The organism is Streptomyces sp. NPDC037126 (assembly GCF_055605965.1).
The window spans coordinates 35,802-60,164 of record NZ_JBVJTD010000024.1; the positions used below are offsets into that span (position 1 = coordinate 35,802).

Below are 24,363 nucleotides of genomic sequence, written 5' to 3' on the forward strand. Positions count from 1 at the left end.
GGCTGACTACGCTGGACGGGCGAGCACGAACACACATGTCAGCGAGGAGCAGCGCCGTGGCGGTACGAGCGGTCCGGGGGGCCGTCCAACTGGAGCGGGACGAGGCCGGGCACATGGACGAGCAGGTCGGAGCCCTGCTCACCGCCGTCCTGGAGCGGAACGGGCTGACCGGCGAGGACCTGATCAGCATCTGGTTCACGGCCACCCCCGACCTGCACAGCGACTTCCCGGCGGCCGCGGCCCGCAAGCTCGGCATCGTCGACGTCCCCCTCATCTGCGCCCAGGAACTGGACATCGAGGGCGCCATGCCCCGAGTCGTCAGGATCCTCGCGCACGTCGAGTCGGACCGGCCCCGCGCCGACATCGCCCACGTCTACCTGGGGGCCGCGGGCGCCCTGCGCAAGGACATCGCCCAGTGAGAACCGCACTCGTCATCGGCACCGGACTGATCGGCACCTCCGCGGCCCTGGCCCTGGCCCAGCGCGGCGTCACCGTGTACCTCGCCGACCACGACCCCGCGCAGGCCCGCACGGCCGCCGCACTGGGCGCCGGCACCGACGAGACCCCCGAGGGCCCGGTCGACCTGGCGATCGTCGCCGCACCGCCCGCGCACGTGGCCGCCGTCCTCGCCGGCGCCATGCGCCGCGGGCTGGCGCGGGGCTACCTGGACGTGGCCAGCGTCAAGGGCGGCCCGCGCCGCGAGCTGGAGGAGCTCGGCCTGGACCTCTCCGCCTACCTCGGGACGCACCCGATGTCCGGCCGCGAGAAGTCCGGCCCGCTGGCCGCGACCGGCGACCTCTTCGAGGGCCGGCCCTGGGTGCTCACCCCCACCCGGGACACCGACACCGAGGTGCTCAACCTGGCCCTGGAGCTGGTCTCGCACTGCCGGGCGGTCCCCGTCGTCATGGACGCCGACGCCCACGACCGCGCCGTCGCCCTCGTCTCCCACATGCCCCACCTGGTGTCCAGCATGGTCGCCGCGCGCCTGGAGCACGCCGAGGAGGCCGCCGTACGGCTGTGCGGGCAGGGTATCCGGGACGTGACCCGCATCGCCGCCTCCGACCCGGGCATGTGGATCGACATCCTGTCCGCCAACCCGGGCCCGGTCGCCGACCTGCTCTCCGACGTCGCCGCCGACCTGGACGAGACCGTGCAGGCCCTGCGGGCCCTGCAGTCCTCCGACGAGGACAAGCGGCGCGTGGGCGGCGTGGGCATCGAGGACGTGCTGCGCCGCGGGAACGCGGGCCAGGTGCGGGTACCCGGCAAGCACGGCACCGCGCCGCGGGTGTACGAGGCCGTGGTCGTGCTGATCGACGACCAGCCGGGCCAGCTGGCCCGTATCTTCGCGGACGCGGGCCGGGCCGGGGTCAACGTGGAGGACGTGCGCATCGAGCACGCCACGGGCCGGCAGGCCGGTCTGATCCAGCTCTTCGTCGAGCCGAGGTCCGCCGAGGCCCTGAAGGAGGCGCTGCGGGAGCGCGGGTGGGCGCTGCGCCAGTAGCGCGCCGGGTGCGGGTGGCACGCGTGCGTCCGGACGAGTGACCCGCACCCAGTAACCTTGTGCGGGGCGCTCTCGCTCCCCGCACCCCGCCCGCACCGCACCAGGAAGGTGTCCCCCGTGGAAAACGGCGCCGCCCCGACCGACAAGCCCGTGATCGTCGCGATCGACGGTCCCTCCGGCACGGGCAAGTCGAGCACGTCGAAGGCCGTGGCCGCCAAGCTCGGCCTGAGCTACCTGGACACCGGAGCCCAGTACCGGGCGATCACCTGGTGGATGGTGACCAACGGCATCGACCTGGAGGACCCGACCGCCGTCGCCGCCGTCGCGGGCAAGCCGGAGATCGTCTCCGGCACCGACCCCGCCGCCCCGGCCATCACGGTCGACGGCGTGGACGTGGCCGGCCCGATCCGCACCCAGGAGGTCACCTCCAAGGTCAGCGCGGTCAGCGCGGTGCCCGAGGTGCGCACCCTGATCACCGAGCTGCAGCGGTCGCTGGCCGCCACGGCGGAGCACGGCATCGTGGTCGAGGGCCGGGACATCGGCACCACCGTCCTCCCGGACGCCGACCTGAAGATCTTCCTCACCGCCTCCCCGGAGGCCCGTGCGGCCCGCCGCAGCGGCGAGCTGAAGGGCGCGGACGTCCACGCCACCCGCGAGGCGCTGATCAAGCGGGACGCCGCCGACTCCAGCCGCAAGACCTCGCCGCTCGCCAAGGCCGACGACGCGGTCGAGGTCGACACCACCGAGCTCACCCTCGCCCAGGTCATCGAGTGCGTCGTCACCCTGGTCGAGGAGAAGCGGGCCGGGAAGTGAGCGTTCCGCCGGTCGCTTCGGAGCGGGGCGCCGAGGTCGGGCGGCGCATCGGCGTCGGCCTGATGTACGGGCTGTGGAAGCCGCGCGTGCTCGGCGCGTGGAAGGTGCCGGCCACCGGCCCGGTGATCTTCGCGGTGAACCACTCCCACAACCTCGACGGCCCGATGGTCATGGGTGTGGCGCCCCGGCCGACGCACTTCCTGATCAAGAAGGAGGCGTTCACCGGCCCGCTGGACCCCTTCCTGACCGGCATCGGCCAGCTGAAGGTGGACCGCACCTCCGCCGACCGCACCGCGATCACCCAGGCCCTCGGCGTGCTCGGGGCCGGGGGAGTGCTGGGCATCTTCCCGGAGGGCACCCGGGGCGAGGGCGACTTCGCCTCGCTGCGCGCCGGGCTCGCCTACTTCGCGGTCCGCGGCGGGGCACCGATCGTGCCCGTCGCCGTACTGGGAAGTGCCGAGCGGCCCGGCCGGTTGATAAAGGCGCTGCCCCCGCTGCGCTCCCGTGTCGACGTCGTCTTCGGCGACCCCTTCGAGGCGGGCGACGGCAGCGGGCGGCGGACGCGCGCGGCGCTGGACGCCGCGACCGAGCGCATCCAGAAGCAGCTCACCAGCCACCTGGAAAACGCCAGGCGCCTGACCGGGCGCTAGGCGACACTTGAGTAGTGGATCAGCCCGCGGGGATCCGCCCGGCAGGGACTGTTCCACCGATCACCACGATGAACGACGAGGTACGGACTTCATGAACGACGACATCCAGCCCGACGGCTCGGCCGCGCACGAGTACGAGCACGGGGCTCTCGGCGACGCCGAGTACGCGGAGTTCATGGAGCTCGCCGCGGAAGAGGGCTTCGACGTCGAGGACGTCGAGGGCGCCATCGAGGCGGCGGGCCACGGTCCGCTGCCCGTGCTCGCCGTCGTCGGCCGCCCGAATGTCGGCAAGTCGACCCTGGTCAACCGGATCATCGGCCGCCGCGAGGCGGTCGTCGAGGACAAGCCCGGCGTCACCCGCGACCGTGTCACCTACGAGGCCGAGTGGGCCGGCCGCCGCTTCAAGGTGGTCGACACGGGCGGCTGGGAGCAGGACGTCCTCGGCATCGACGCCTCCGTGGCCGCGCAGGCCGAGTACGCGATCGAGGCCGCCGACGCGGTCGTCTTCGTCGTGGACGCCAAGGTCGGCGCGACCGACACCGACGAGGCGGTCGTCCGGCTGCTGCGCAAGGCCGGCAAGCCGGTCGTGCTGTGCGCCAACAAGGTCGACGGCCCGAGCGGCGAGGCCGACGCCTCCTACCTGTGGAGCCTGGGCCTCGGCGAGCCCCACCCGGTCTCCGCCCTGCACGGCCGCGGCACCGGCGACATGCTCGACGCCGTCCTGGAGGCGCTGCCCGAGGCGCCCGAGCAGAGCTTCGGCACCGTGATCGGCGGTCCCCGCCGGATCGCGCTCATCGGCCGCCCGAACGTCGGCAAGTCCTCCCTGCTGAACAAGGTGGCGGGCGAGGAGCGCGTCGTCGTCAACGAGCTGGCGGGCACCACCCGCGACCCGGTCGACGAGCTGATCGAACTCGGCGGTGTCACCTGGAAGTTCGTGGACACCGCGGGCATCCGCAAGCGGGTCCACCTCCAGCAGGGCGCCGACTACTACGCCTCGCTGCGCACGGCGGCCGCCGTGGAGAAGGCCGAGGTCGCGGTCATCCTGATCGACGCCTCCGAGAACATCTCGGTGCAGGACCAGCGGATCGTCACCATGGCCGTCGAGGCGGGCCGCGCGGTCGTCCTCGCCTTCAACAAGTGGGACACCCTCGACGAGGAGCGCCGCTACTACCTGGAGCGGGAGATCGAGACCGAGCTGGGCCAGGTCGCCTGGGCGCCCCGGGTGAACGTCTCGGCGCGCACCGGCCGCCACATGGAGAAGCTGGTCCCGGCCATCGAGACCGCCCTCGACGGCTGGGAGACCCGCGTCCCCACCGGTCGGCTGAACGCCTTCCTCGGTGAGCTGGTCTCGGCCCACCCGCACCCGATCCGGGGCGGCAAGCAGCCGCGCATCCTGTTCGGCACCCAGGCCGGCACCAAGCCCCCGCGGTTCGTGCTCTTCGCCTCCGGCTTCATCGAGGCGGGCTACCGGCGCTTCATCGAGCGCCGGCTGCGCGAGGAGTTCGGCTTCGAGGGCACCCCGATCCACATCTCGGTGCGGGTGCGCGAGAAGCGCGGCGCGAAGAAGAAGTAGCGGCGGTACGACGTGAGGGGCGGCCCCTGGTTCTCCAGGGGCCGCCCCTCACGCACGTGTGTCACACGCCCCGGCGCGGCCCCGGCGGCAGGGCCGCCGGCACATGGTGCATCTCCGAGTCCTGCTGCGGCCGCCCCAGCGTGCCCACCCGCTGCCACTGGGACTGCTGCCGTGCGCTGTACGCCCCCGCGCTGTAGGCGCTGTAGGAGCTGCTGAACGACCCCGCCCGGTGGCCGCCGTACGACCCCGGACGGTCCGGCAGCGGGCCGAAGGGGCTGAACCTCAGCTCGTCCTCGCCGCTGCGGTCACCCGGCAGCGTGCGGAAGGTCTTGACCCACTCCGCGTAGAGCGAGTCGTAGATCGGCGTGGCCGAGGCCCCACCGGACCCTTCCTGTCCCGCCCGGGCGGACGGGATGGAGGAGAAGGAGGACCGGTGGGACGGAGTGTCGTATGCGTGCACGTATGTCCAAACGACCGCGTCTCCAAAGAGATGCGGTCCGGCGGCGGGGCTTCGGGGGCGCGGGGCCCGGACGGTCAGGTGCCGGCGAGGGGCAGCGCGGCCGCCACCAGCTGCCCGTTCGCGGCCGCCTTGTCGAGGGAGTCCCGCAGCAGGTCCTCCCGCGGCTGACGCCCGATCGACCCGACCGGCGCCGCGAACATGAGGACCTGCTGGTGCTTGTTGGCGGCGGCCCGCCAGCTGTCCGTGACCTGCAGCGGCTGGTGCGCCTGCCACCAGGCGACCGGGCGGCTGCCGTTCGGGCCCGGCTGCAGGACCGCGTGCAGCTGGCCCACGGCCAGCAGCACCGACCAGCCGTGCAGCACCGGCGGCACGGAGACCAGCTCGGTCACCGGCATGAAGCCCTGCTCGATGAGCAGCGGCAGGAAGTCGTCGCCCGCCCCGGTGCCGCCCGGGCGCATGATGGGCGAGGTCGGCTCGACGACCAGCGCGGGGTGCAGTTCGCCCTCCACGAGCACGAGTCCGCTGGTCACGCCGAGCACCGCCTGCTCGGGCACGGCCCCGTGCGGCTCGCCGCCGGCCGGGGCGCCGCCGGTGCCGCCGATGGAGCGGACGGCACCCTGCAGCTGCTCCTCGGTGACCTGGACGACCTGCGAGGGCAGGCAGCTCGCGTGGGCGAAGGCGAGGACCGCGGTCTCCTCGCCGACGAACAGGACGGTGCTGGTGCGCTCCTGTTCGGAGTCGCCGGGGGTGCGGCAGGACGTGCAGTCGTAACTGCCAGGGGCGTTCTCTCCGGCGAGCAGCCGGTCGGCTTCTTCGTCGCCGATCTCGGCGCGTACGGCGTCGCTGACGTCGAGCATGCGCGGCACGGGTGGCTCCCTCGGGATGCTGTGCTGGGTCGGCCGGGTGGCTCCCGGCCGCCGAGTCCCGGGGCTCCGGGGCTCATGAAGAAGACAACGGGCGTCCTGTGGTGGGAGTCACGCCCGAGCGCGTACCGGTTCGCACCATCCACCGCACACGGTCACCTAAGGTGCAGAATCGGCCACTCACCGTCAACTACGCGCGGAGTCAAGCAACTTGAATGGGTGAAGTGGGTCACAGATCGCTTCAGTCGCTGGTCGAAAAATCAGGAAATCAGGGAATGTAGTGGGTGGCCGGAAATCGCCGATACCTGGGGTAACGGCCAACTGGCCTGGAACGACGGTCAGTTGGTTGATGGCGGGCGCCCGTCCTCCATACATTCCTCCGCCGTGTGCAACGAGCACCGCTCGGGTACGTCCGCCGGCCGGCACCAGGCAAGCACGATCACGGGACCGGCCGTGGCGGACGGGGCGGGCACGAGGAACCGCGGCCATGCGCGGCGAGACGTGCTCCGCCCGGGGGAACCCGGGTTCGTGGAGAGGGAATTACATGTCCGAGTGTGCCGATACCACCCGCAGGACCGCCCGTGACGACAGCGCCCGCAAGGGCCGTACGACGGCCGTGCTCGCCGGAGCCGCCCTGCTGGCCCCGCTGGGGCTGCTGGCCGCGACCGGCAACGCCGCGGCGGCGGACAACGGAGTGTGGGACCGCATCGCCCAGTGCGAGAGCGGCGGCAACTGGCACATCAACACCGGCAACGGCTACTACGGCGGGCTCCAGTTCTCCGCCGGCACCTGGCGCGCCTACGGCGGCGGCGCCTACGCCGCGACGGCCGACCAGGCCTCCAGGAGTGCGCAGATCGCCGTGGCCTCCAGGGTCCAGCAGGCCCAGGGCTGGGGCGCCTGGCCGGTCTGCTCGGGCCGGGCCGGCGCCGCCGGGCCCGCCCCGGCGGCCGCGTCCACCGGTTCGAGCTCGTACAAGGGCGACGTGACGACGAAGTCCGCCCCCGCGAAGACCCCGGAACGCACGAGCGGCCACACCAACCGCAGCGCCTCCCGCGGCGGCAGCGGCGACTACACCGTCCGCGAGGGCGACACGCTGAGCGTCATCGCCGCCCGGCACGGCACCACCTGGCAGCGGCTCTACGCCGCCAACAAGGCCGTCATCGGCGGCGACCCGAACCTGATCGTGCCCGGCCAGCGCCTGTCGGTCTGAGCACGCGTCACCGCGCGCCGGGGCAGCCGCAGTTCCCGCCGGGGACGGCGGCTGCCCGCGCGCGGGCCCCCGGACGGGTCACCGGTCCGCCTGGTGCCGCTCCGGCTCCGGCCGCGGAGCCCGGGCCGCGTACTGCGGGCGGTGCAGGTCGAAGGCCGGGGACTCCGAACGGATCCGGGGCAGGGTGACGAAGTTGTGCCGGGCGGCGGGCAGGAAGGCGCCGATCGACGACATCGTGTTGAGCGTGGTGAAGCCGTCGGCAGCCAGGTAGTCGGCGTACCTGCGGGGCATGCCCTCGGCGCCCAGCCAGTGCTGTACCAGGAACGTGGTGTGGAACCCCACGAACAACGTCCAGAACTGGACCACGAAGTACGAGTCCGTGACGTGGAAGTCCATCGGCGGCGAGGCCAGCAGCACCGCGCCGGTCGCGAACATGTGGTGCGCCCAGACCACGACCGACAGCCCGGTGATCGCCATGGTCGCGCCGACCAGGGTCAGGTAGCCGAAAACCGGCTTGCGGCTGAAGACCGGGATGATCTCGGTGATGATCCCGAAGAACGGCAGCGCGATGATGTACACCTCGGGATGCCCGAAGAACCAGAACAGGTGCTGCCACAGCAGCGCCCCGCCGTCGGCCGCCTCGAACACCCGCGAGCCGAACCGCCGGTCCGCCTCCAGCACCGGGAACGCCAGCAGGATCAGGACCGACGTGAACAGCGTGTTCCAGGTGAAGATCGGCATCCGGAACATCGTCATGCCCGGCGCCCGCATGCCGATGATCGCTCGCCCCTTCGCCGCGTCGCCCCCGGGTCCGCCCAGCCCGCGGCACGCGTACCCGCGAGCTGCCGCCATGATGCTCGCGGGCCGTCCGCGCCGACAGGGGGCCGACGGCCCGGTTGTGCCGAATCCGTGAATTGCCTATGCGGTGTCAGCTCCCGGCGCAGCACGCCGGATTCCGTGGGGGATTCGCGCTCCGGTACCGTCCCGGTCATCGCTCGGGCGCTTTAGGGCGGGTAATTGGAAGCGGCGCCGCGACACGCGTGAATTCTGTTCGATTACCCCGGCGGGCGGTACGGAAACCCCCGTTCGTGTGACGGAGTTCGGGGTGACGGGGGCCGGGAAGCTGTGACCGAAGTGTGACGGGAGCCGGATCCTGCTCTTACCCGGCCGTGCCCGGCTTCCGCCGTCGCGGGATGCGGCCTAGCGTGGCCGCATGGCACCGATTCCCACTCCGCCAGCGGAGCCCCAGGACAGTCCGGACGGGTACGTCGGCCTCGACGCCGAGAACGCCGAGCGGCTCGCCCGGGAGCGCGGGTGGCCGACGGTACGGTCGCTGCCGCCGGGCGCGATCATCACCATGGAGTACCGGGCCGGACGGCTCAACTTCGAGGTGCGGGACGGCCGGGTGGCCCGCGCGTGGAAGGGCTGACCACCCGACTCCCTGCCGTGTACACGACGAAGGCCCCGCTCCCGGGTGAGGGAGCGGGGCCTTCGTCGTGGCGCGGGGGCGGTGTGCGTACCGGGTTCCCGACGCCGTCCCGGCCGTCAGCCGCCTGTCAGGGGGCGGGCCGGCTGGGAGGTGCCGCGCGGCACCCGGTCGGCGCCCGCCGGGCGGCGGCTGCCCGCCGGCGTGACCGGGCTGCGTTCGGAACGGGGCGTGTGCGGTCCGGGGGCCAGGTGCACCAGACCCCGGGAGGCGCGCGTCGAGGAGACCGGCTCGCGGGCCGGTGTCGGCTGCTCGGCCGCGCTTCCCCGTGGCATGAGCACCACCGGTGCGACCGGGGCGACGGGTTCGGGCAGGGGCAGGCTGCGACGGGCGCGCCAGCGGTCGCGCAGGTCGAAGAGCCAGACCTCGGTCCTGGCGATCAGCGGCTCGAACCACGGCAGGGCGAGCAGGATCAGCAGACCGGCGGCCCAGCCCAGCAGCACATCGCTCAGCCAGTGCGTACCGAGGTAGACGGTGGTGAGGCCGACGCCGAGGGAGGTGACCGCCGACAGCGCCGACAGCCAGCGGCGCGCCCTCGGGGTCGAGGCCAGATACGCCAGGATGCCCCAGGTGACCACCGCGTTGGCGGTGTGGCCGCTGGGAAATATATCGCCGCCCAGACCCATCTCGTTCGAGCCGATCACGGTCGCGTAGTGCGGACCGAGCCGCCCCATGCCGTACTTGGCGGCGCCGACCGTGGCGTTCAGCAGGAGCAGCGAGGTGGCCAGGGTCAGCAGTGGGCGGAGCGTGTGCTGCCGCCAGGAGCGCCAGCCGAGCCAGGCCGCGACCATCACCGCGGTAGGGCCGCGCTGGCCGAGCACCACGTAGTAGTCGAGGAAGGCGTGGATCTGCGGCCACTGCTGGTACGGCCGGAAGAACATGACCTGCCAGTCGAGCCGGACCAGCCAGGAGGTGATCACCACGGCCCAGACGATCGCCAGGTAGAAAGCCAGGGTCGCGGTGAACAGAACGACCCGGTGCCGGCTCATCCTCGGCACGTCGATGTGAGCCGGCCGTTCCGGCTCACGGTCCAGCCTGGCGAACACCCGGTCCAGACGCCGGGTGAGGTTTCGTTCGGTACGCACCCAATCGACGTTACAGCGAGTGAGCTGTGTTCCCGGTCGAAACAGGGGCTTTGTGATGACGATGTGATGTGGGAAACCTCTCAAGCGCGGTCCGAATTCAAGGGATTCCGCAATCCTGTGAGGGTCGCCACCCGCAATTCCTTTGATCATGCCGGGCGTTGTTTATATGGCGCTTATGAATGCGTTAACCCGGTCCTGGCGCCGAATTCTCCGGAGTGTCATCGCCCGCTTGAGTGGATCATGGCGGCCCGGAACCGTTCAGCCAGAACGCGCCGTACACCGCCGAGGCGGCCGCCAACCCCGCCGTCACCAGGGTGGATCGGGAGGTCCGCAGCCGGGCGAGGGCGCGGGCGAGCGGGAACAGCACCGGGAAGGCGGGCAGCAGCAGCCGGGGCTTGGAGCCGAAGTAGCTCGACGCGCACAGGGCGAGCGCGAGGACGACGCCCGTGTACACCAGCAGCGCGAGCGGCTGGCCCTGGCGCACACAGGTGACGTACAGCCAGATCAGCAGGCCCACCCCGATGATCAGACCGACGCCCGCGAGGGCGGACGGAAATGACGTGAACTTGTCGGCCACGAAGCGCCCGAAGGCGTAGCCGCCGTCGAAACCGTTGCGCCATCCGGCCTGGACGTCCAGATAGCCGAGCGGGCCCTTTCCGGTGCGGTGGCCCACCCAGAGCACATAACCCGCGGCCCCGAGCGGGGCGATCGCCATGCCCAGAACGCGGCGCCACCCCGGGGCCTCGCGCGCCGGAGAGGGGGCGCGTGTCGTCTCGCGCGCGCCGTCCGCGCGCGACGCGCTTCGGTCCCGCCCGAACGAGACCACGGCCGCGACCCACACCGCGGCGACCACCGCCGCCCCCACCGGCCGGGTCAGCCCCGCCAGCGCCGCCAGCAGGCCTGCGCCGATCCACCGCCCGGTCAGCACCGCGTAGAGCGACCAGGCCGCGAGCGCCGTGAACAGTGACTCGCTGTAGGCCATCGACTGCACGATCCCGACCGGCAGCACGGCCCAGACGAGCACGGCGCAGACGCCCACCCGGGGGCCGTACACATGGTCGGCGACCGCGAAGATCCCCGCCGCCGCGGCGAGCGAGGCCACCAGGCTCACCGCGAAACCCGCGTCCGCGTACGACAGCGGGGTGAGCGCGTGCAGCAGCCGCTCCAGCCACGGCAGCAACGGGAAGAACGCCAGATCCGAGTGGACGTCCCCGTTCGGGAGCCGCACCTGGTAGCCGTACCCGGCGTCGGCGACCCGGGTGTACCAGAGCGAGTCCCAGCGCGCGGTCAGCAGTTTGTAGGCGCTCCTGCCGCGCGCGTCGCTCCACAGCGCCAGCACGACCAGCCCCAGGGCGCGGACCGCCGCGAAGCCCAGCAGGGCCGGAACCGCCCGGCGCAGGAGTGGGGCGTGGGGCGGGGCCACGCGCGTCTCGAGATCGGTCACGGGCTCGATTATCGACCGGACGGTGAACCGGACCGGCCGCCGGGGCGTGGTCAAGAGGAGGGGAAGTGGCCTACGCCACACGGGTTCGCCGAGGCGCGTGAGATGTCCGCCACGTGTCCGTGCGGCGAACTCGCGTACGCTGGCGAGTCACCTCCGTGGGTTTCGCGCGGGCCGGCGACACCGCTCCTCTCCGGCCGAACGACAGGGAGTCCCCGCCCCGTCCGTCCGCACCACACGAGGGATCATCTGGGAGGTACGTACATGTCCGGGACGACCACGGCTGCCGCACGGCAGCGCCGTCGGGCGGCCGGGGCCGGTGCCAACCGCTGGGTCGTCCTCGTCGTGCTCTGCGTCAGCCTGCTGCTCGTCGCCCTCGACGCCACCGTGCTGCACGTGGCGGTCCCCGCGGTCACCAAGGACCTCAGGCCCGGTGCCGTGCAACTGCTGTGGATCGTCGACGTCTACCCGCTGGTGTGCGCCTCGCTGCTGATCCTCTTCGGCACCCTCGGCGACCGGGTGGGCCGCAGGCGCGTCCTGCTGCTCGGCTACGGCCTCTTCGGTGTCGCCTCCGGCGTGGCCGCGCTCGCGCACTCGGCCGGGGCGCTCATCCTCGCCCGCGCCCTGCTCGGCGTGGGCGGTGCGATGATCATGCCCGCCACGCTGTCGATCCTCCGCCAGGTCTTCCCCGACCGGCGCGAGCGCGCGGTCGCCATCGGCATCTGGAGCGCGGTCGCCGCGGTCGGCGCGGCGGTCGGGCCACTGCTCGGCGGCTTCCTCCTGGAGCACTTCTGGTGGGGCGCGGTCTTCCTGGTCAACATCCCGCTGATGCTGATCAGCCTCCCGGTCGGCCGGCTCCTGCTGCCCGAGTCCCGGGGCGACCGCGACGGCCCCTGGGACGTGGCCGGCGCGCTGATGGCGGCGGCCGGCCTCTTCGGCATGGTCCTCGGCGTGAAGCGGCTCGGCGGCGGCGAGGAGCCGGCGGGCCCCCTGACCGTGCTGTCGCTGGTGGCCGGCGCGACCCTTCTCCTCCTCTTCGTGCGACGCCAGCGGCGGCTGCCGCACCCCCTGGTCGACCTGCGCATGTTCCGCAGGCCCGCGTTCAGCACCTCGGTGGGCTGCATCGTGCTGGCGATGCTCGCCCTGGTCGGCCTGGAACTGATCGCCGCGCAGTACCTGCAGCTGGTGCTCGGCCTGTCGCCGCTCGCGACCGGCCTGCGGCTGCTGCCGCTGACCGTCGCGGCGATGGCCGCGGGCCTCGCGGGCGCCCGGATGCTGCGCCGGTTCGGGCCGCGCCGGATGGTGTGCTTCGGCTTCTGCCTGACGGCGGCCGCGGTGCTGACCCTGACGGCGATGGGCGCCACCGACGACCCGGCGCTGCTGCTCTCCGGCTTCGTGCTGCTCGGGTTCGGCCTGGAGACCACGCTCTTCGGCGCCTACGAGTCGATGCTCAGCGAGGCCCCGGTGGACCAGGCCGGCGGCGCGGCGGCGATCGGCGAGACGTCGTACCAGCTCGGCGCCGGCATCGGCATCGCGCTGCTCGGCAGCGTGATGAACGCGGCCTACGCCCCCGGGCTCCGCTCGGTGCACGGGGTCCCGTCCGGGGCCTCGCACGCGGCCGGACGCTCGCTGGGCGAGGCCTACGACATCGCCGGACGCCTCGGCGGGTCCGCGGGGGCGGCACTGCGCAGCGCGGCACGGGACTCCTTCGTGCACGGGCTGCACGTGACGCTGATGGTGAGCGCGGGCCTGTTGCTGCTGGGTGCGGTGATGGCGCTGCGGCTGCCGCGGATCATGCAGTGCGGCGAGCCCCCGGCCGTGGTGGAGCTGCCCGCGCCGAGGGAAGTGGCGGAGGCGGAGTCCCCGGTGTCGGTCTGACGTACTGGACGTGCGGGAGACTGCACCGTAACGTCGGCACCGACAAGTAACTAGCGGTGCTAGTTTTCGGTGTGCCGGAGGATGTCCCATGTCCGCGTCCACGAAGTTGCCCCCCTTCGATCCCGCCGACCCGCTCGGGATCGACGATCTGCTGGAGCCGGAAGACCTGGCCGTGCGGGACACCGTGCGCGCCTGGGCGGCGGACCGCGTGCTGCCGCACGTCGCCGAGTGGTACGAGAACGGGGAGCTGCCCGGCATCCGCGAGCTGGCGAAGGAGCTCGGCGGGATCGGGGCGCTCGGGATGTCCCTCACCGGGTACGGGTGCGCGGGGGCAAGTGCCGTGCAGTACGGGCTCGCCTGTCTGGAGCTGGAGGCCGCCGACTCCGGGATCCGGTCCCTCGTCTCCGTGCAGGGCTCCCTCGCCATGTACGCGATCCACCGCTTCGGCAGCGAGGAGCAGAAGCGGGAGTGGCTGCCGCGCATGGCGGCCGGCGAGGTCATCGGCTGCTTCGGCCTGACCGAGCCCGACCACGGCTCCGACCCCGCCTCCATGCGCACCTACGCCAAGCGCGACGGCGGCGACTGGGTGCTCAACGGACGCAAGATGTGGATCACCAACGGTTCGGTCGCCGGGGTGGCCGTGGTCTGGGCGCAGAGCGAGGAGGGCATCCGCGGCTTCGTCGTCCCGGCTGGCAGCCCCGGCTTCTCCGCCCCGGAGATCAAGCACAAGTGGTCCCTGCGCGCCTCCGTCACCAGCGAACTCGTCCTGGACGACGTACGGCTGCCCGCCACCGCCGTGCTGCCGGAGGGCACCGGTCTGCGCGGCCCGCTCAGCTGTCTGTCCCACGCCCGCTACGGCATCGTCTGGGGCGCGATGGGCGCCGCGCGCAGCTGCTTCGAGACCGCGGTGGACTACGCGAGGACGCGGGAGCAGTTCGGGCGGCCCATCGGGGGCTTCCAGCTCACCCAGGCCAAGCTCGCCGACATGGCGGTCGAACTGCACAAGGGGATCCTGCTCGCCCACCATCTGGGGCGGCGGATGGACGCCGGCCGCCTGCGTCCCGAGCAGGTCAGCTTCGGCAAGCTCAACAACGTCCGCGAGGCCATCGAGATCTGCCGTACCGCGCGGACGATCCTCGGTGCCAACGGGATCTCCCTGGAGTACCCCGTGATGCGGCACGCCACCAACCTCGAGTCGGTGCTCACCTACGAGGGCACCGTCGAGATGCACCAGCTCGTGCTGGGCAAGGCGCTCACCGGGCTCGACGCGTTCCGCTGAGCCCCCCGCGGGGGCAGGGCCGGTGAGCGGCCCTGCCTCAGCTCTGGTTGAAGAAGCCGTCCTCGCGGTGCGCGGACGCGTCACCGCTGATGATCTCCGTGTCGGCGGGCGTCAGCAGGAACACCCGGTTCGACACCCGGTCGATGGAACCGCGGAGCCCGAAGATGAGGCCGGCGGCGAAGTCCACCACCCGCTTGGCGTCGCCGGGCTCCATGTTCGTGAGGTTCATGATGACCGGGACCCCGTCCCGGAACAGCTCGCCGATGGCGCGGGCGTCCCGGAAGCTGTCCGGGGTGACCGTGCCGATCCGGCGGCCCTTCTCCTCGGCCGTGTCCGTGGCCACCTTCACCCGGGGGTCGGTGACCCAGGCGTCCCCGGACTCGGTGCCCTCGGAGTAGTCGTCGTCGTAGTAGCGCTCGTCATCGTTGTCGTCGACGAGGCCGAGCCACGCACTCGCCTTGCGTACCGATCCCATGGACGCCTCCTCTCACAGCGGTCTCGCGTGCTTTCCGCACCCCTATGGTCATCCATGATGCTGACAGCGCGCCAAGTGGATAGTCGCCGCGCGGGGGGTTTGTGACGGTACTGGTGCACAGCGGATCCGTCGAGAGTCCTTGTGCCCCAAGGGTTGCGACTCATACGGCTGCTGACTGTGAGTGAAATATGATTGTCGGCGGCGGATGGGTGACGCGCGGTGCGTCCGGGTGAAGCCAACGTCATGTCATCACACGGGGGATCGCTGTGTTCGGAATCGTCAGACCCTGCGCGCACCGGCTCGGCGAGCGCTTCAAGGCCGAGTGGATGGCGCATCTGTGCGGGCTCTGTCTCGCCCTGCGCCGCGACCACGGACAGCTGGCACGCATCGTCACCAACTACGACGGCCTGCTCGTCTCGGTTCTGACGGAGGCTCAGGCCGGCTCGGCCGGCAAGAGCCGTCGTACGGCCGGGCCGTGCGCGCTGCGCGGGATGCGCACGGCGTCCGTGGCCCAGGGCGAGGGCGCCCGGCTCGCCGCCGCCGTCTCGCTGGTGCTCGCCGCGGCGAAGGTGCGCGACCACGTCGCCGACCGGGACGGGCTGCTGGCCCGCCGGCCCGCGGCCGCCGCCGCGCGCCGGGTCGCCGCGAGCTGGGGCCGGGCGGGCGCGCACAGCGGGGCGGCGGTCGGGTTCGACACCGGTGTCCTCGTCGAGGCCGTCGACCGGCAGCTCGGCATCGAGACCCTGGCCGGGCCCGGCACCCCGATCCTCACCGTCACCGAGCCCACCGAGACGGCCACCGCCGCCGCCTTCGCCCACACCGCCCGGCTCGCCGGCCGCCCCGGCAACGCGGAGCCCCTCGCGGAGGCCGGCCGGCTCTTCGGGCGGCTCGCGCACCTCCTGGACGCGGTGGAGGACCAGGACGCCGACGCCCGCTCCGGCGCCTGGAACCCGCTCACCGCCACCGGCACCTCCCGCGCCGAGGCCCGGGGGCTCGCCGACGACGCGGTGCACGGCATCCGGCTCGCGCTGCGCGAGGCCGAGTTCACCGACGGGCGGCTCGTCCATCTGCTGCTGGTGCACGAGCTGCGGCGGTCCGTGGACCGGGCGTTCGGCACCGCGTCCTGCGGGCACACGCCCGGGGCCGCCGTGCCCGGGGACCACGGCGACCACGGCCCCGAGGGCGTCTTCGGACCGGGGGGCGGCCCGGGACACCGGGTGACCGGGGGTCCGGACCCCAGACAGCCGTGGGCCCCCGGGCCGCCGTACGGCGCCCCCTTCGGCGGCGGGCAGCCGCCGCGCCCGGACAAGCGGGGCTTCTGGGCCGGCTGCGCCGCCGCACTCGGCCTGTGCTGCACCTGCAAGGTGTGCTGCGCGGACGAGTTCGAGGGGCCCTGGTCGCGCAAGAGGCGTGAGGGCTGCTGCGGTGCGTGCGACTGCAACTGCGACTGGTCGTGCTGCGAGGCCCTGGAGTGCTGTGAGTGCTGTGAGTGCTGCGACTGCGGCTGCTGATCCCGTTCCGTTCGCAACTCCTGCGGCGAGGTTTCCGACTTGGAGAGCGGCGGGCGGGCGTACGGGTCTACGACCCCGGCGCCGGGGCGCGCCGGGCGTTCCGGGGGCATCGAGGCCACCCCGTACCACCCGCGCTGGTCGGTGCCGGGCCCCTTCACGCCGTACGAGGAGCAGCGCAGCGTGTGGGTCGGCAACGCGGACGGCCGCGAACGCGGGCTCGCCCTCGCCGGCGAACTCGCCTTCACCCCGGACGGCCGGGAGCACACGCTGCGGGTGGCGCGGCAGGGCGGCGGGCGGCTGTGGGCGGTGTTCGCCGACGCCACCAGCGGCGACTCCAGCTTCCGGTTCCGCTTCCTCTTCCCCCGGCCACCCGGACGCCGAGGGCCGCACGACCGTCGACTTCAACCGCGCCCAACTCCCGCCCTGCGCCTTCGCCGACCATTTCGTCTGCCCCCTTCCGCCGCCCGGCAACACGCTGGACGTGCCGATCGAGGCGGGGGAGCGCGCGCTGCGTTGACGCCGACGCCGACGGGACGTCAGGAAGCGCGGGGAAAAGGTGGTTTAAAGTCCAACGGCCGAAAGGCACCCTTGTGCCGACCGGTCGTTCGGCCGAATACTCCCCCCAGCGCTTGTCAGGGGCATGAGTGTTCGGAATCCGGCCACCCCCTGGCTGCGCCTCACCGGGCCCCGACCCCACGCGGGCCCCCGACTTCCCTTGGAGGGAACGAAAAGTGAGGATCAAGCGCACCACTCCCCGCAGCGGCACCGCCAGACGGACCCGGCTGATCGCCGTGGCGACCGGCTTCCTGGCAGCGGCCGCGTTCGCCGCCCCCACGGCGAACGCGAGCGACGCCCACACGTTCAGCGCGACCCAGCTCACCCGGGCCGGCGACTCCGTCCTCCAGGCGGACGTCCCCGGTACGGCCTGGGCCGTCGACGGCACGACCGACAGGGTCGTCGTCACCGTCGACAGCACGGTCTCCAAGGCCGAGATAGCGAAGATCAAGAAGCAGGCGGGCGCCGACTCGGGCGCGCTGACCATCAAGCACACCGCCGGCAGGTTCACCAAGCTGATCAGCGGCGGCGACGCCATCTACGGCGGCCAGTACCGCTGCTCGCTCGGCTTCAACGTGCACAGCGGCAGCACCTACTACTTCCTGACCGCCGGGCACTGCGGCCAGGTCGCCTCCACCTGGTACAGCAACTCCAGCCACAGCACGGTGCTCGGCACCAACGTCGGCTACAGCTTCCCGGGCAACGACTTCGCGCTGGTGCGGTACACCAACTCCTCGATCGCGCACCCGAGCGCGGTCGGCAGCCAGTCCATCACCAGGGCGGCGACGCCCAGCGTGGGCACGACCGTCTACCGGCGCGGCTCCACCACCGGTACGCACAGCGGCCGCGTCACGGCGCTGAACGCCACCGTCAACTACGGCGGCGGCGACATCGTGTACGGGCTGATCCAGACCACCGTCTGCGCCGAGGGCGGTGACAGCGGCGGTCCGCTCTACGGCGGCACCACCGCCTACGGGCTCACCTCCGGCGGCAGCGGTGACTGCACCTCCGGCGGTACGACGTTCTTCCAGCCGGTGACCGAGGCACTGAGCTACTACGGGGTCACGCTTCCCTGACGTGTCCGGCCCCGGCGAGCCCCCGCACGCTTCGGTGTGCGGGGGCTCTTCCGCGTCCGGCGGGGAAAGAAACCGGCCATGACGGATCGTCACGTTCCGGTGAATGTTACTTGCGCGTAGTGTTTGCAGCGCGAATTCCCTGGCGTGACCGTGACAGTCAAGCGGGCGAGGGCGCGCACGCGCTCCCCGGGTGCGTCCGGAAGTCGGCCTTGTGTGCTCCCTGTGCGGTTCGGAAGAGTGGGCGGCCGTCAACCAGCCTTCCGGCCCGCCGGGTCCCCACAACCCGGTCGGCCATCCCCCCACAGGAGGACGTGAGTTGAAACACCGACGCATACCCGGGCGGCGGGCCGCTCTGGCCGGTGCGGGAATCGCCGCGCTGGTCGCAGCGGGGGTCACCTTGCAGAACGCGAACGCCAGCGAGCCCGCGAAGTCCACCGCCGAGCCGCGGCTCCTGTCCGCTCCGGCGGCCGGAACCCTTGCCTCCTCGCTCCGTTCGGACCTGGGCTCCGCGGAGGCGGGCAGCTATTACGACGCCCGGACGCGGAACCTCGTCGTCAACGTGCTCGACCGGACCGCCGCGAGGGCCGTCGAGGCGGCCGGGGCCAGGGCGAGAGTCGTCGCCAACTCGCTCGCCGAACTCGACGGCGCGCGCTCGACGCTGAAGGAGGACGCGACCATCCCGGGCACCTCCTGGGCCACGGACCCCGTCTCCGACAAGGTCGTCGTCACCGCCGACAGGACGGTGTCCGGCGCCGGGTGGGCCAAGCTGAGCAAGGTGGTCGACGCGCTCGGCGGCAAGGCCGAACTGAAGCGGTCGCAGGGGCGGTTCAAGCCCTTCATCGCCGGCGGCGACGCCATCAGCGGTTCCGGCGGGCGCTGCTCGCTCGGCTTCAACGTGGTCAAGGGCGGCCAGCCGTACTTCCTGACCGCCGGGCACTGCACCGCGGCCATCTCCACCTGGTCGGACGCCGCCGGCAAGCAGATCGGGCAGAACGCGGAGTCCCACTTCCCGGGCACCGACTTCGGCCTGGTCAAGTACAGCTCGACCACCGATCACCCGAGCGAGGTCGACCTGTACAACGGGTCGACCCAGAAGATCACCGGCGCCGCCGAGGCCACGGTCGGGATGAAGGTCACGCGCAGTGGATCGACGAGCCATGTGCACGACGGCACGGTCACCGGCCTGAACGCCACCGTGAACTACTCCGAGGGCACGGTCAGCGGACTGATCCAGACCAATGTGTGCGCCGAGCCCGGTGACAGCGGCGGCTCGCTGTTCTCGGGCGGCAACGCGATCGGACTGACCTCCGGCGGGAGCGGCGACTGCACCTCCGGCGGGGAGACCTTCTTCCAGCCGGTCACCGCGGCCCTGTCGGCCACGGGTACGCAGATCGGCTGACCGGTTCTGCAGGAAGCCCCGCCCCGGGCACCCGGGGCGGGGCTTCGCCGTTCCGGCGCGGGTGCCCGGCCCAGGCCCCTTCGCGATCTTGGGGACGGGTGTTTGTGCAGGTGGGACGCGTGCGAGCGGATGTCGCACAGATGTTCGAGAATGGAGGTATGGTGGTGACGGGGAAGCTGGGAACTAGTGTTCGATAAATGTTCGGGAGGTGTGCGTGCCGGGCTTCGTGCATCTGCACACCGTCTCCGGGTTCTCCATGAGGTACGGGGCCTCGCACCCGGAGCGGCTGGCCGAGCGTGCCTCGGAGCGGGGCATGGACGCCCTCGCCCTCACCGACCGCGACACCCTCGCCGGCACGGTCCGCTTCGCCAAGGCCTGCGCCGGCGCGGGGGTCCGTCCACTGTTCGGCGTGGATCTGGCGGTGGAGGCGGAGGCCGTACGCGGTGACCGGCGCCGCACCCCGGTGCGGGGCGGTGCCTTCGTCGACGAGTCGGCGCCCCGGGTGACCTTTCTCGCCCGGGACGGCGCCCGGGGATGGGCCGATCTGTGCCGGCTCGTCACGACGGCGCACGCGGGGGAGGGGGCCCCGCTGCTCCCCCGGTCCGGCAACCACGGCGACGGCCTGGTCGTCCTGCTCGGTCCGGGGTCGGACGTCGGGCGCGCCCTCGCCGCGGGCCGTCCCGACCGGGCCGCGAGACTCCTGGAGCCCTGGCGTGAGGTCTACGGGGACGCGCTGCGTCTGGAGGCCGTGTGGCACGGCCGTACCGGCACGGGGCCCGGTTCGCTGCGGCTCGCCGCCCGCACGGTCGGCTTCGCCGCCGAGCAGCGGGTGCGGCCCGTGCTCAGCAACGCCGTCCGGTACGCCGATCCCGGGACGGGGCCGGTCGCCGACGTACTCGACGCCGCCCGCCGCCTGGTCCCGATCGACCCGCGCGGGGAACTGGACTCCGGTGCGGCCTGGCTGAAGGACGCGCAGGCCATGCGGGGGGTCGCCGAGCAGGTGGTGGAGGCGGCCGGCTTCCGGCGGGACACCGCCCACCGGCTGCTGGAGCAGACCCGGGCCACGGCCGCCGAGTGCCGGGTCGACCCCGAGGACGACCTCGGTATCGGCACCGTCCACTTCCCCGAGCCGCACCTCGTCGGCGCCGGTCGCCGCACCGCCCAGCGGGCGCTCGCCTCGCGGGCGGCGGCGGGGATGGTGCGGCTCGGGTACGGCGGCAGGCGCGCGTACTGGGAGCGGATGCACCATGAGCTGGACATCATCGCCCACCATGGATTCGCCTCCTACTTCCTGACCGTCGCCCAGGTCGTGGACGACGTCAGGGAGATGGGGATCCGGGTGGCCGCCCGCGGCTCCGGCGCCGGATCGCTCGTCAACCATCTGCTCGGGATCGCGCATGCCGACCCGGTCGAGCACGGGCTGCTGATGGAACGCTTCCTGTCGAAGGAGCGCGTCGTGCTGCCCGACATCGACATCGACGTGGAGTCCGCGCGCCGGCTGGAGGTGTACCGGGCGATCATCGGCCGGTTCGGCGAGGAGCGGGTCGCGACCGTCTCCATGCCGGAGACCTACCGGGTGCGGCACGCGATCCGGGACGTGGGCGCCGCCCTGTCCATGGACCCGGCCGAGATCGACCGGGTGGCCAAGTCCTTCCCGCACATCCGGGCCCGGGACGCCCGCGCGGCACTGGGGGAACTGCCCGAGCTGAGGCGGCTGGCGGGGGAGAAGGAGAGGTACGGCAGGCTGTGGGAGCTCGTCGAGGCGCTCGACGCCCTGCCGCGGGGGATCGCCATGCACCCGTGCGGGGTGCTGCTCTCCGACGCCTCCCTGCTCGCCCGTACGCCGGTGGTGCCGACCAGCGGTGAGGGGCTGCCGATGGCGCAGTTCGACAAGGCGGACGTGGAGGACCTCGGGCTGCTCAAGCTCGATGTGCTGGGCGTGCGGATGCAGTCGGCCATGGCGCACGCGGTCGCCGAGGTGGCGCGGGCGGCGGGGGAGCGGGTCGACCTGGACGCGGTGCCGCCGGGGGACCCGGAGACGTACCGGCTGATCCGTTCCGCCGAGACGCTGGGCTGCTTCCAGATCGAGTCGCCCGGCCAGCGCGACCTGGTGGGGCGGCTGCAGCCGAGCACCTTCCACGACCTGGTCGTGGACATCTCGCTGTTCCGGCCCGGCCCCGTCGCCGCCGACATGGTGCGGCCGTTCATCGAGGCGCGGCACGGACGGGCGCCGGTGCGCTACCCGCACCCGGACCTGGAGCCGTCGCTGAAGGGGACGTACGGGGTCGTCGTCTTCCACGAGCAGGTCATCGACATCGTCGCCGTCATGACCGGCTGCGGGCGCGGCGAGGCCGACCGGGTGCGGCGCGGGCTGTCGGACCCGGAGTCGCAGGGGCGGATCCGGGTGTGGTTCGCGCAGACCGCGGCGGCCCGCGGCCACGACGCGGAGACGATCGGGCGGACCTGGGAGATCGTGGAGGCGTTCGGGTCGTACGGGTTCTGCAAGGCGCACGCCGTCGCCTTCGCCGTGCCCACGTACCAGTCGGCCTGGCTGAAGGCCCATCACCCGGCCGCCTTCTACGCCGGGCTGCTCACTCACGACCCGGGGATGTACCCCAAGCGGCTGCTGCTGGCGGACGCGCGGCGGCGCGGGGTGCCGGTCCTGCCGCTGGACGTGAACGTGTCCGGGGTCGCCCATCGGATCGAACTGGTGTCTGAATCGCCGAAGCTGTGGGGGCTGCGGCTCGCGCTCTGCGACGTGCACGGCATCAGCGAGGCCGAGGCGCGGCGGATCGCCGACGGGCAGCCGTACGCCTCCCTGCTGGACTTCTGGGAGCGGGCCCGGCCGAGCCGGCCGCTGGCCCAGCGGCTGGCCCAGGTGGGGGCGCTGGACGCCTTCGGCGCCAACCGGCGTGACCTCCAGCTGCATCTGACCGAGCTGCACCGGGGCGCCCGGGGCGGAGGCGGCGGCCAGCTCCCGCTGGCGGGCGGCAGGAGGACCGCGCCGGCCGGGCTGCCGGACCTGACCTCGGCGGAGCGGCTCAGCGCCGAGCTGGGCGTGCTCTCCATGGACGCCTCGCGCAATCTGATGGACGACCACCGGGAGTTCCTCGACGAGCTGGGCGTGGCCTCCGCGCGCCGGCTGCGCGAGGCCAGGCACGGCGAGACCGTGCTGGTCGCGGGCGCCAAGGCGGCCACCCAGACCCCGCCGATCCGGTCCGGCAAGCGGGTCATCTTCTCCACGCTGGACGACGGCACGGGCCTGGTCGACCTCGCCTTCTTCGACGACTCGCACGACGCCTGCGCCCACACCGTCTTCCACTCCTGGCTGCTGCTGGTGCGCGGGGTGGTGCAGCGCCGCGGGCCGCGCAGCCTGAGCGTGGTGGGCTCCGCCGCCTGGAACCTCGCCGAGCTGCTGGAGGTGCGCCGGGAGGAAGGGCTGGAAGGGGTCGCGGCCCGGCTGGCCGAACCGTCCGGTGCCCCCGGGGACGGGCCGGACGGCGGCGACGGCCCGGCCCGGGCGCGGGCCGCGGGTGCGGACGGGCCGCCCCGGCCGGCCGGTTCGGCGGCCCCCGACCCGATGGCGGGCCGGACCATCCGCATGCCCACGGGGTACGAGATGCACCCCTGGGCCGATCTGCGTCCCGCGGGCGAAGGGCCCGCGGTGGGACGGAAGTTGTGGCACCAGAGCCCGGGGAGTGCGGGATGACCATTCTCTGCGTACGTTTCCAGCTGCCGCCGGCGTGCGAGGCCGCCCTGCCGGGGCTGCTCGGGCTGCTGGAGGAGTTCACCCCGGTCGTGGAGGCGCTGCCCCCGGACGGGGCGCTGGCCGATCTGCACGGCGCCGAGCGGTACTTCGGGCGCGGAGCGGTGGAGCTGGCCTCGGTGATCCGGGTACGGGCCCTCGCGCGGCACGGCGTCGACTGTGTCATCGGCGCGGGTCCGGGGCCGATGCTGGCCCGCGTGGCGCTGGGCGACGCCCGGCCCGGCGAGACGTGCGCCGTGCCCAGGGACCCGGACGGCATCGCGGAGTTCCTCGCCGGGCGGCCGGTGTCCGCGCTGCCCGGGGTCGGCACGGCGACCGCCCGCACCCTTTCCGAGTACGGCCTGGACACCCTGGGCCGGGTCGCCGCCGCGCCGCTGTCCACGCTCCAGCGGCTGATCGGCGCGAAGGCGGGCCGTGAGCTGCGCGAGAAGGCGAGCGGCGTCGACCGGGGCCGGGTCGTCCCGAACGCCGTGTCGCGCTCGCTGGTCGCCGAACGGCCCTTCGGCACCGACGAGCTGGACCCCGAGCGGCACCGCAGGGCACTGCTGTCCGCAGCCGAGGAACTGGGCGCCCGGCTGCGCGCGGTGGGGAAGGTCTGCCGCACCCTGACCCTCACCGTGCGCTACGCCGACCGCTCCTCGACCTCCCGCAGCCGCGCCCTGAAGGAGCCGACCGCGCACTCGGCGGCCCTGACCGGGGTGGCCTACGGCATGTACGAGGCGCTCGGCCTCCAGCGCGCCCGGGTCCGGGCGCTCGCCCTGCGCGCCGAGGGCCTGACCCCCGCCGACCAGGCCTCCTACCAGCTCACCTTCGATCCGGTGGACGAGAAGGTGCGCCGGATCGAGGAGGTCGCGGACCGGGTGCGGGCGAAGTTCGGGCCGCGGGCGGTGATGCCGGGGAGGCTGGCGGTCAGGACCGGTTCGGACGGGGTCAGTTGGCCCAGGGCGGCGTGATGCGGGTGCCGTCCGCCAGCTCGGCCGTCAGGCCGACGGAGGTGGTGACCCAGGAGATCGCCGTGTGATCGGCCGGGTTCTCCACGGCCAGGGTCGAACCGGCGTTGACGATCACGGTGTCGCCGGCCGAGACGCGCTCGGTGCGGCCGTCGAGGGTGATGAGCAGGTCGCCGACGAGCAGGTGGAAGATCTCCTCGCGGCTCACGGTGTGGGCCGGCGCCCGGGTGCCGGCCGGGATCTCGCCGCGCCAGGCGGCCAGCTCCTCGCTGCCGGTGAGCGGGGTGGCGTACGAGACGAAGCGGGCGCCGTGGATCTCGTGGGTCGTGGCCTCGGACGAGCGGACGAAGGGCATGGTGGGCTCCGTTCATATGGTCAAGTAGCTTGACTAT

Annotated in this window: 20 protein-coding genes and 2 pseudogenes; 15 read left to right on the forward strand and 7 right to left on the reverse strand. The window is 72.9% G+C overall.

The annotated features are described in order from the left end of the window. Nucleotides 1-56 precede the first annotated feature (56 nt). The 5 genes from aroH to der all read left to right on the forward strand — a co-directional run bounded on the left by aroH (nucleotide 57) and on the right by der (nucleotide 4,537). Nucleotides 57-419 carry a chorismate mutase gene (gene aroH / locus ACZ7FF_RS36510; RefSeq protein WP_470817959.1) on the forward strand — a complete coding sequence of 121 codons (363 nt, stop codon included), beginning with the start codon at nucleotides 57-59 and terminating at the stop codon, nucleotides 417-419. Continuing rightward, nucleotides 416-1,501, forward strand: a complete 1,086-nt coding sequence (locus ACZ7FF_RS36515) for a prephenate dehydrogenase (RefSeq protein WP_470817960.1) — start codon at nucleotides 416-418, stop codon at nucleotides 1,499-1,501. Before aroH ends, ACZ7FF_RS36515 begins: the two co-directional genes overlap by 4 nt. Before the next feature lie 117 nt (nucleotides 1,502-1,618). Then, a complete protein-coding gene (gene cmk, locus ACZ7FF_RS36520) occupies nucleotides 1,619-2,314 on the forward strand; it encodes a (d)CMP kinase (protein WP_470817962.1) in 696 nt (231 codons plus the stop codon). Between the two features lie 62 nt (nucleotides 2,315-2,376). Further along, a complete protein-coding gene (locus ACZ7FF_RS36525; RefSeq protein WP_470818062.1) occupies nucleotides 2,377-2,964 on the forward strand; it encodes a lysophospholipid acyltransferase family protein in 588 nt (195 codons plus the stop codon). A gap of 91 nt (nucleotides 2,965-3,055) precedes the next feature. Further along, nucleotides 3,056-4,537, forward strand: coding sequence for a ribosome biogenesis GTPase Der (der, locus tag ACZ7FF_RS36530; protein WP_470817963.1), 1,482 nt, complete (start codon nucleotides 3,056-3,058; stop codon nucleotides 4,535-4,537). A gap of 61 nt (nucleotides 4,538-4,598) precedes the next feature. Here the strand turns inward: der and ACZ7FF_RS36535 are convergent, their stop codons facing one another. Both ACZ7FF_RS36535 and ACZ7FF_RS36540 read right to left on the reverse strand, forming a co-directional pair. After that, the gene (locus ACZ7FF_RS36535; protein ID WP_470817964.1) at nucleotides 4,599-4,997 is read right to left on the reverse strand and encodes a hypothetical protein; all 399 of its coding nucleotides are present in this window, start codon (nucleotides 4,995-4,997) and stop codon (nucleotides 4,599-4,601) included. Between the two features lie 74 nt (nucleotides 4,998-5,071). Beyond that, nucleotides 5,072-5,863 carry a hypothetical protein gene (locus ACZ7FF_RS36540; protein WP_470817966.1) on the reverse strand — a complete coding sequence of 264 codons (792 nt, stop codon included), beginning with the start codon at nucleotides 5,861-5,863 and terminating at the stop codon, nucleotides 5,072-5,074. Between the two features lie 541 nt (nucleotides 5,864-6,404). Between ACZ7FF_RS36540 and ACZ7FF_RS36545 the strand changes: the two genes are divergently transcribed. Then, complete coding sequence (locus ACZ7FF_RS36545) at nucleotides 6,405-7,070, forward strand: LysM peptidoglycan-binding domain-containing protein (RefSeq protein WP_470817967.1); 666 nt, start codon at nucleotides 6,405-6,407, stop codon at nucleotides 7,068-7,070. 78 nt (nucleotides 7,071-7,148) lie between these two features. Here the strand turns inward: ACZ7FF_RS36545 and ACZ7FF_RS36550 are convergent. Further along, nucleotides 7,149-7,907 (reverse strand): annotated as a pseudogene (locus ACZ7FF_RS36550) (cytochrome c oxidase subunit I); the annotation flags it as partial. 376 nt (nucleotides 7,908-8,283) lie between these two features. On the opposite strand from ACZ7FF_RS36550, the gene ACZ7FF_RS36555 reads away from it, so the two are divergent. Further along, nucleotides 8,284-8,499 carry an I78 family peptidase inhibitor gene (locus tag ACZ7FF_RS36555; RefSeq protein WP_470817968.1) on the forward strand — a complete coding sequence of 72 codons (216 nt, stop codon included), beginning with the start codon at nucleotides 8,284-8,286 and terminating at the stop codon, nucleotides 8,497-8,499. Nucleotides 8,500-8,615: 116 nt separating this feature from the next. Here ACZ7FF_RS36555 and ACZ7FF_RS36560 read toward each other — a convergent pair whose 3' ends face one another. Both ACZ7FF_RS36560 and ACZ7FF_RS36565 read right to left on the reverse strand, forming a co-directional pair. Next, the gene (locus ACZ7FF_RS36560) at nucleotides 8,616-9,641 is read right to left on the reverse strand and encodes a phosphatase PAP2 family protein (protein WP_470817969.1); all 1,026 of its coding nucleotides are present in this window, start codon (nucleotides 9,639-9,641) and stop codon (nucleotides 8,616-8,618) included. Between the two features lie 238 nt (nucleotides 9,642-9,879). Further along, the gene (locus ACZ7FF_RS36565) at nucleotides 9,880-11,085 is read right to left on the reverse strand and encodes a glycosyltransferase family 39 protein (protein ID WP_470817970.1); all 1,206 of its coding nucleotides are present in this window, start codon (nucleotides 11,083-11,085) and stop codon (nucleotides 9,880-9,882) included. 261 nt (nucleotides 11,086-11,346) lie between these two features. On the opposite strand from ACZ7FF_RS36565, the gene ACZ7FF_RS36570 reads away from it, so the two are divergent. Together ACZ7FF_RS36570 and ACZ7FF_RS36575 are read left to right on the forward strand one after the other, a co-directional pair. After that, complete coding sequence (locus ACZ7FF_RS36570; protein ID WP_470817972.1) at nucleotides 11,347-12,960, forward strand: MFS transporter; 1,614 nt, start codon at nucleotides 11,347-11,349, stop codon at nucleotides 12,958-12,960. 88 nt (nucleotides 12,961-13,048) lie between these two features. Then, nucleotides 13,049-14,239 carry an acyl-CoA dehydrogenase family protein gene (locus tag ACZ7FF_RS36575; RefSeq protein WP_470817973.1) on the forward strand — a complete coding sequence of 397 codons (1,191 nt, stop codon included), beginning with the start codon at nucleotides 13,049-13,051 and terminating at the stop codon, nucleotides 14,237-14,239. 37 nt (nucleotides 14,240-14,276) lie between these two features. Here ACZ7FF_RS36575 and ACZ7FF_RS36580 read toward each other — a convergent pair whose 3' ends face one another. Next, nucleotides 14,277-14,714 carry a cell division protein SepF gene (locus ACZ7FF_RS36580; protein ID WP_470817975.1) on the reverse strand — a complete coding sequence of 146 codons (438 nt, stop codon included), beginning with the start codon at nucleotides 14,712-14,714 and terminating at the stop codon, nucleotides 14,277-14,279. Nucleotides 14,715-14,980: 266 nt separating this feature from the next. Between ACZ7FF_RS36580 and ACZ7FF_RS36585 the strand changes: the two genes are divergently transcribed. The 6 genes and pseudogenes from ACZ7FF_RS36585 (at nucleotide 14,981) to ACZ7FF_RS36610 (ending at nucleotide 23,974) form a co-directional block, all read left to right on the forward strand. Then, nucleotides 14,981-16,225, forward strand: coding sequence for a DUF5685 family protein (locus ACZ7FF_RS36585; protein WP_470817976.1), 1,245 nt, complete (start codon nucleotides 14,981-14,983; stop codon nucleotides 16,223-16,225). A 56-nt stretch (nucleotides 16,226-16,281) separates the two neighbouring features. Beyond that, a pseudogene (locus ACZ7FF_RS36590) lies at nucleotides 16,282-16,742 on the forward strand (DUF1684 domain-containing protein); the annotation flags it as partial. Nucleotides 16,743-16,956: 214 nt separating this feature from the next. Further along, entirely contained in the window at nucleotides 16,957-17,856 is a 900-nt protein-coding gene (locus tag ACZ7FF_RS36595; RefSeq protein ID WP_470817978.1) for a S1 family peptidase, read from the forward strand. 316 nt (nucleotides 17,857-18,172) lie between these two features. After that, complete coding sequence (locus ACZ7FF_RS36600; RefSeq protein ID WP_470817980.1) at nucleotides 18,173-19,255, forward strand: S1 family peptidase; 1,083 nt, start codon at nucleotides 18,173-18,175, stop codon at nucleotides 19,253-19,255. 214 nt (nucleotides 19,256-19,469) lie between these two features. Then, entirely contained in the window at nucleotides 19,470-22,964 is a 3,495-nt protein-coding gene (locus ACZ7FF_RS36605) for a DNA polymerase III subunit alpha (RefSeq protein WP_470817982.1), read from the forward strand. Beyond that, on the forward strand, nucleotides 22,961-23,974 hold the full coding sequence (locus ACZ7FF_RS36610) for a DNA polymerase Y family protein (protein ID WP_470817983.1): 1,014 nt from the start codon (nucleotides 22,961-22,963) through the stop codon (nucleotides 23,972-23,974). Before ACZ7FF_RS36605 ends, ACZ7FF_RS36610 begins: the two co-directional genes overlap by 4 nt. On the opposite strand, the gene ACZ7FF_RS36615 is transcribed toward ACZ7FF_RS36610, so the two are convergent. Next, nucleotides 23,952-24,326 (reverse strand): cupin domain-containing protein, encoded by a 375-nt coding sequence (locus ACZ7FF_RS36615; RefSeq protein ID WP_470817984.1) that lies wholly within the window; start codon nucleotides 24,324-24,326, stop codon nucleotides 23,952-23,954. The genes ACZ7FF_RS36610 and ACZ7FF_RS36615 overlap by 23 nt on opposite strands. Nucleotides 24,327-24,363 lie beyond the last annotated feature (37 nt).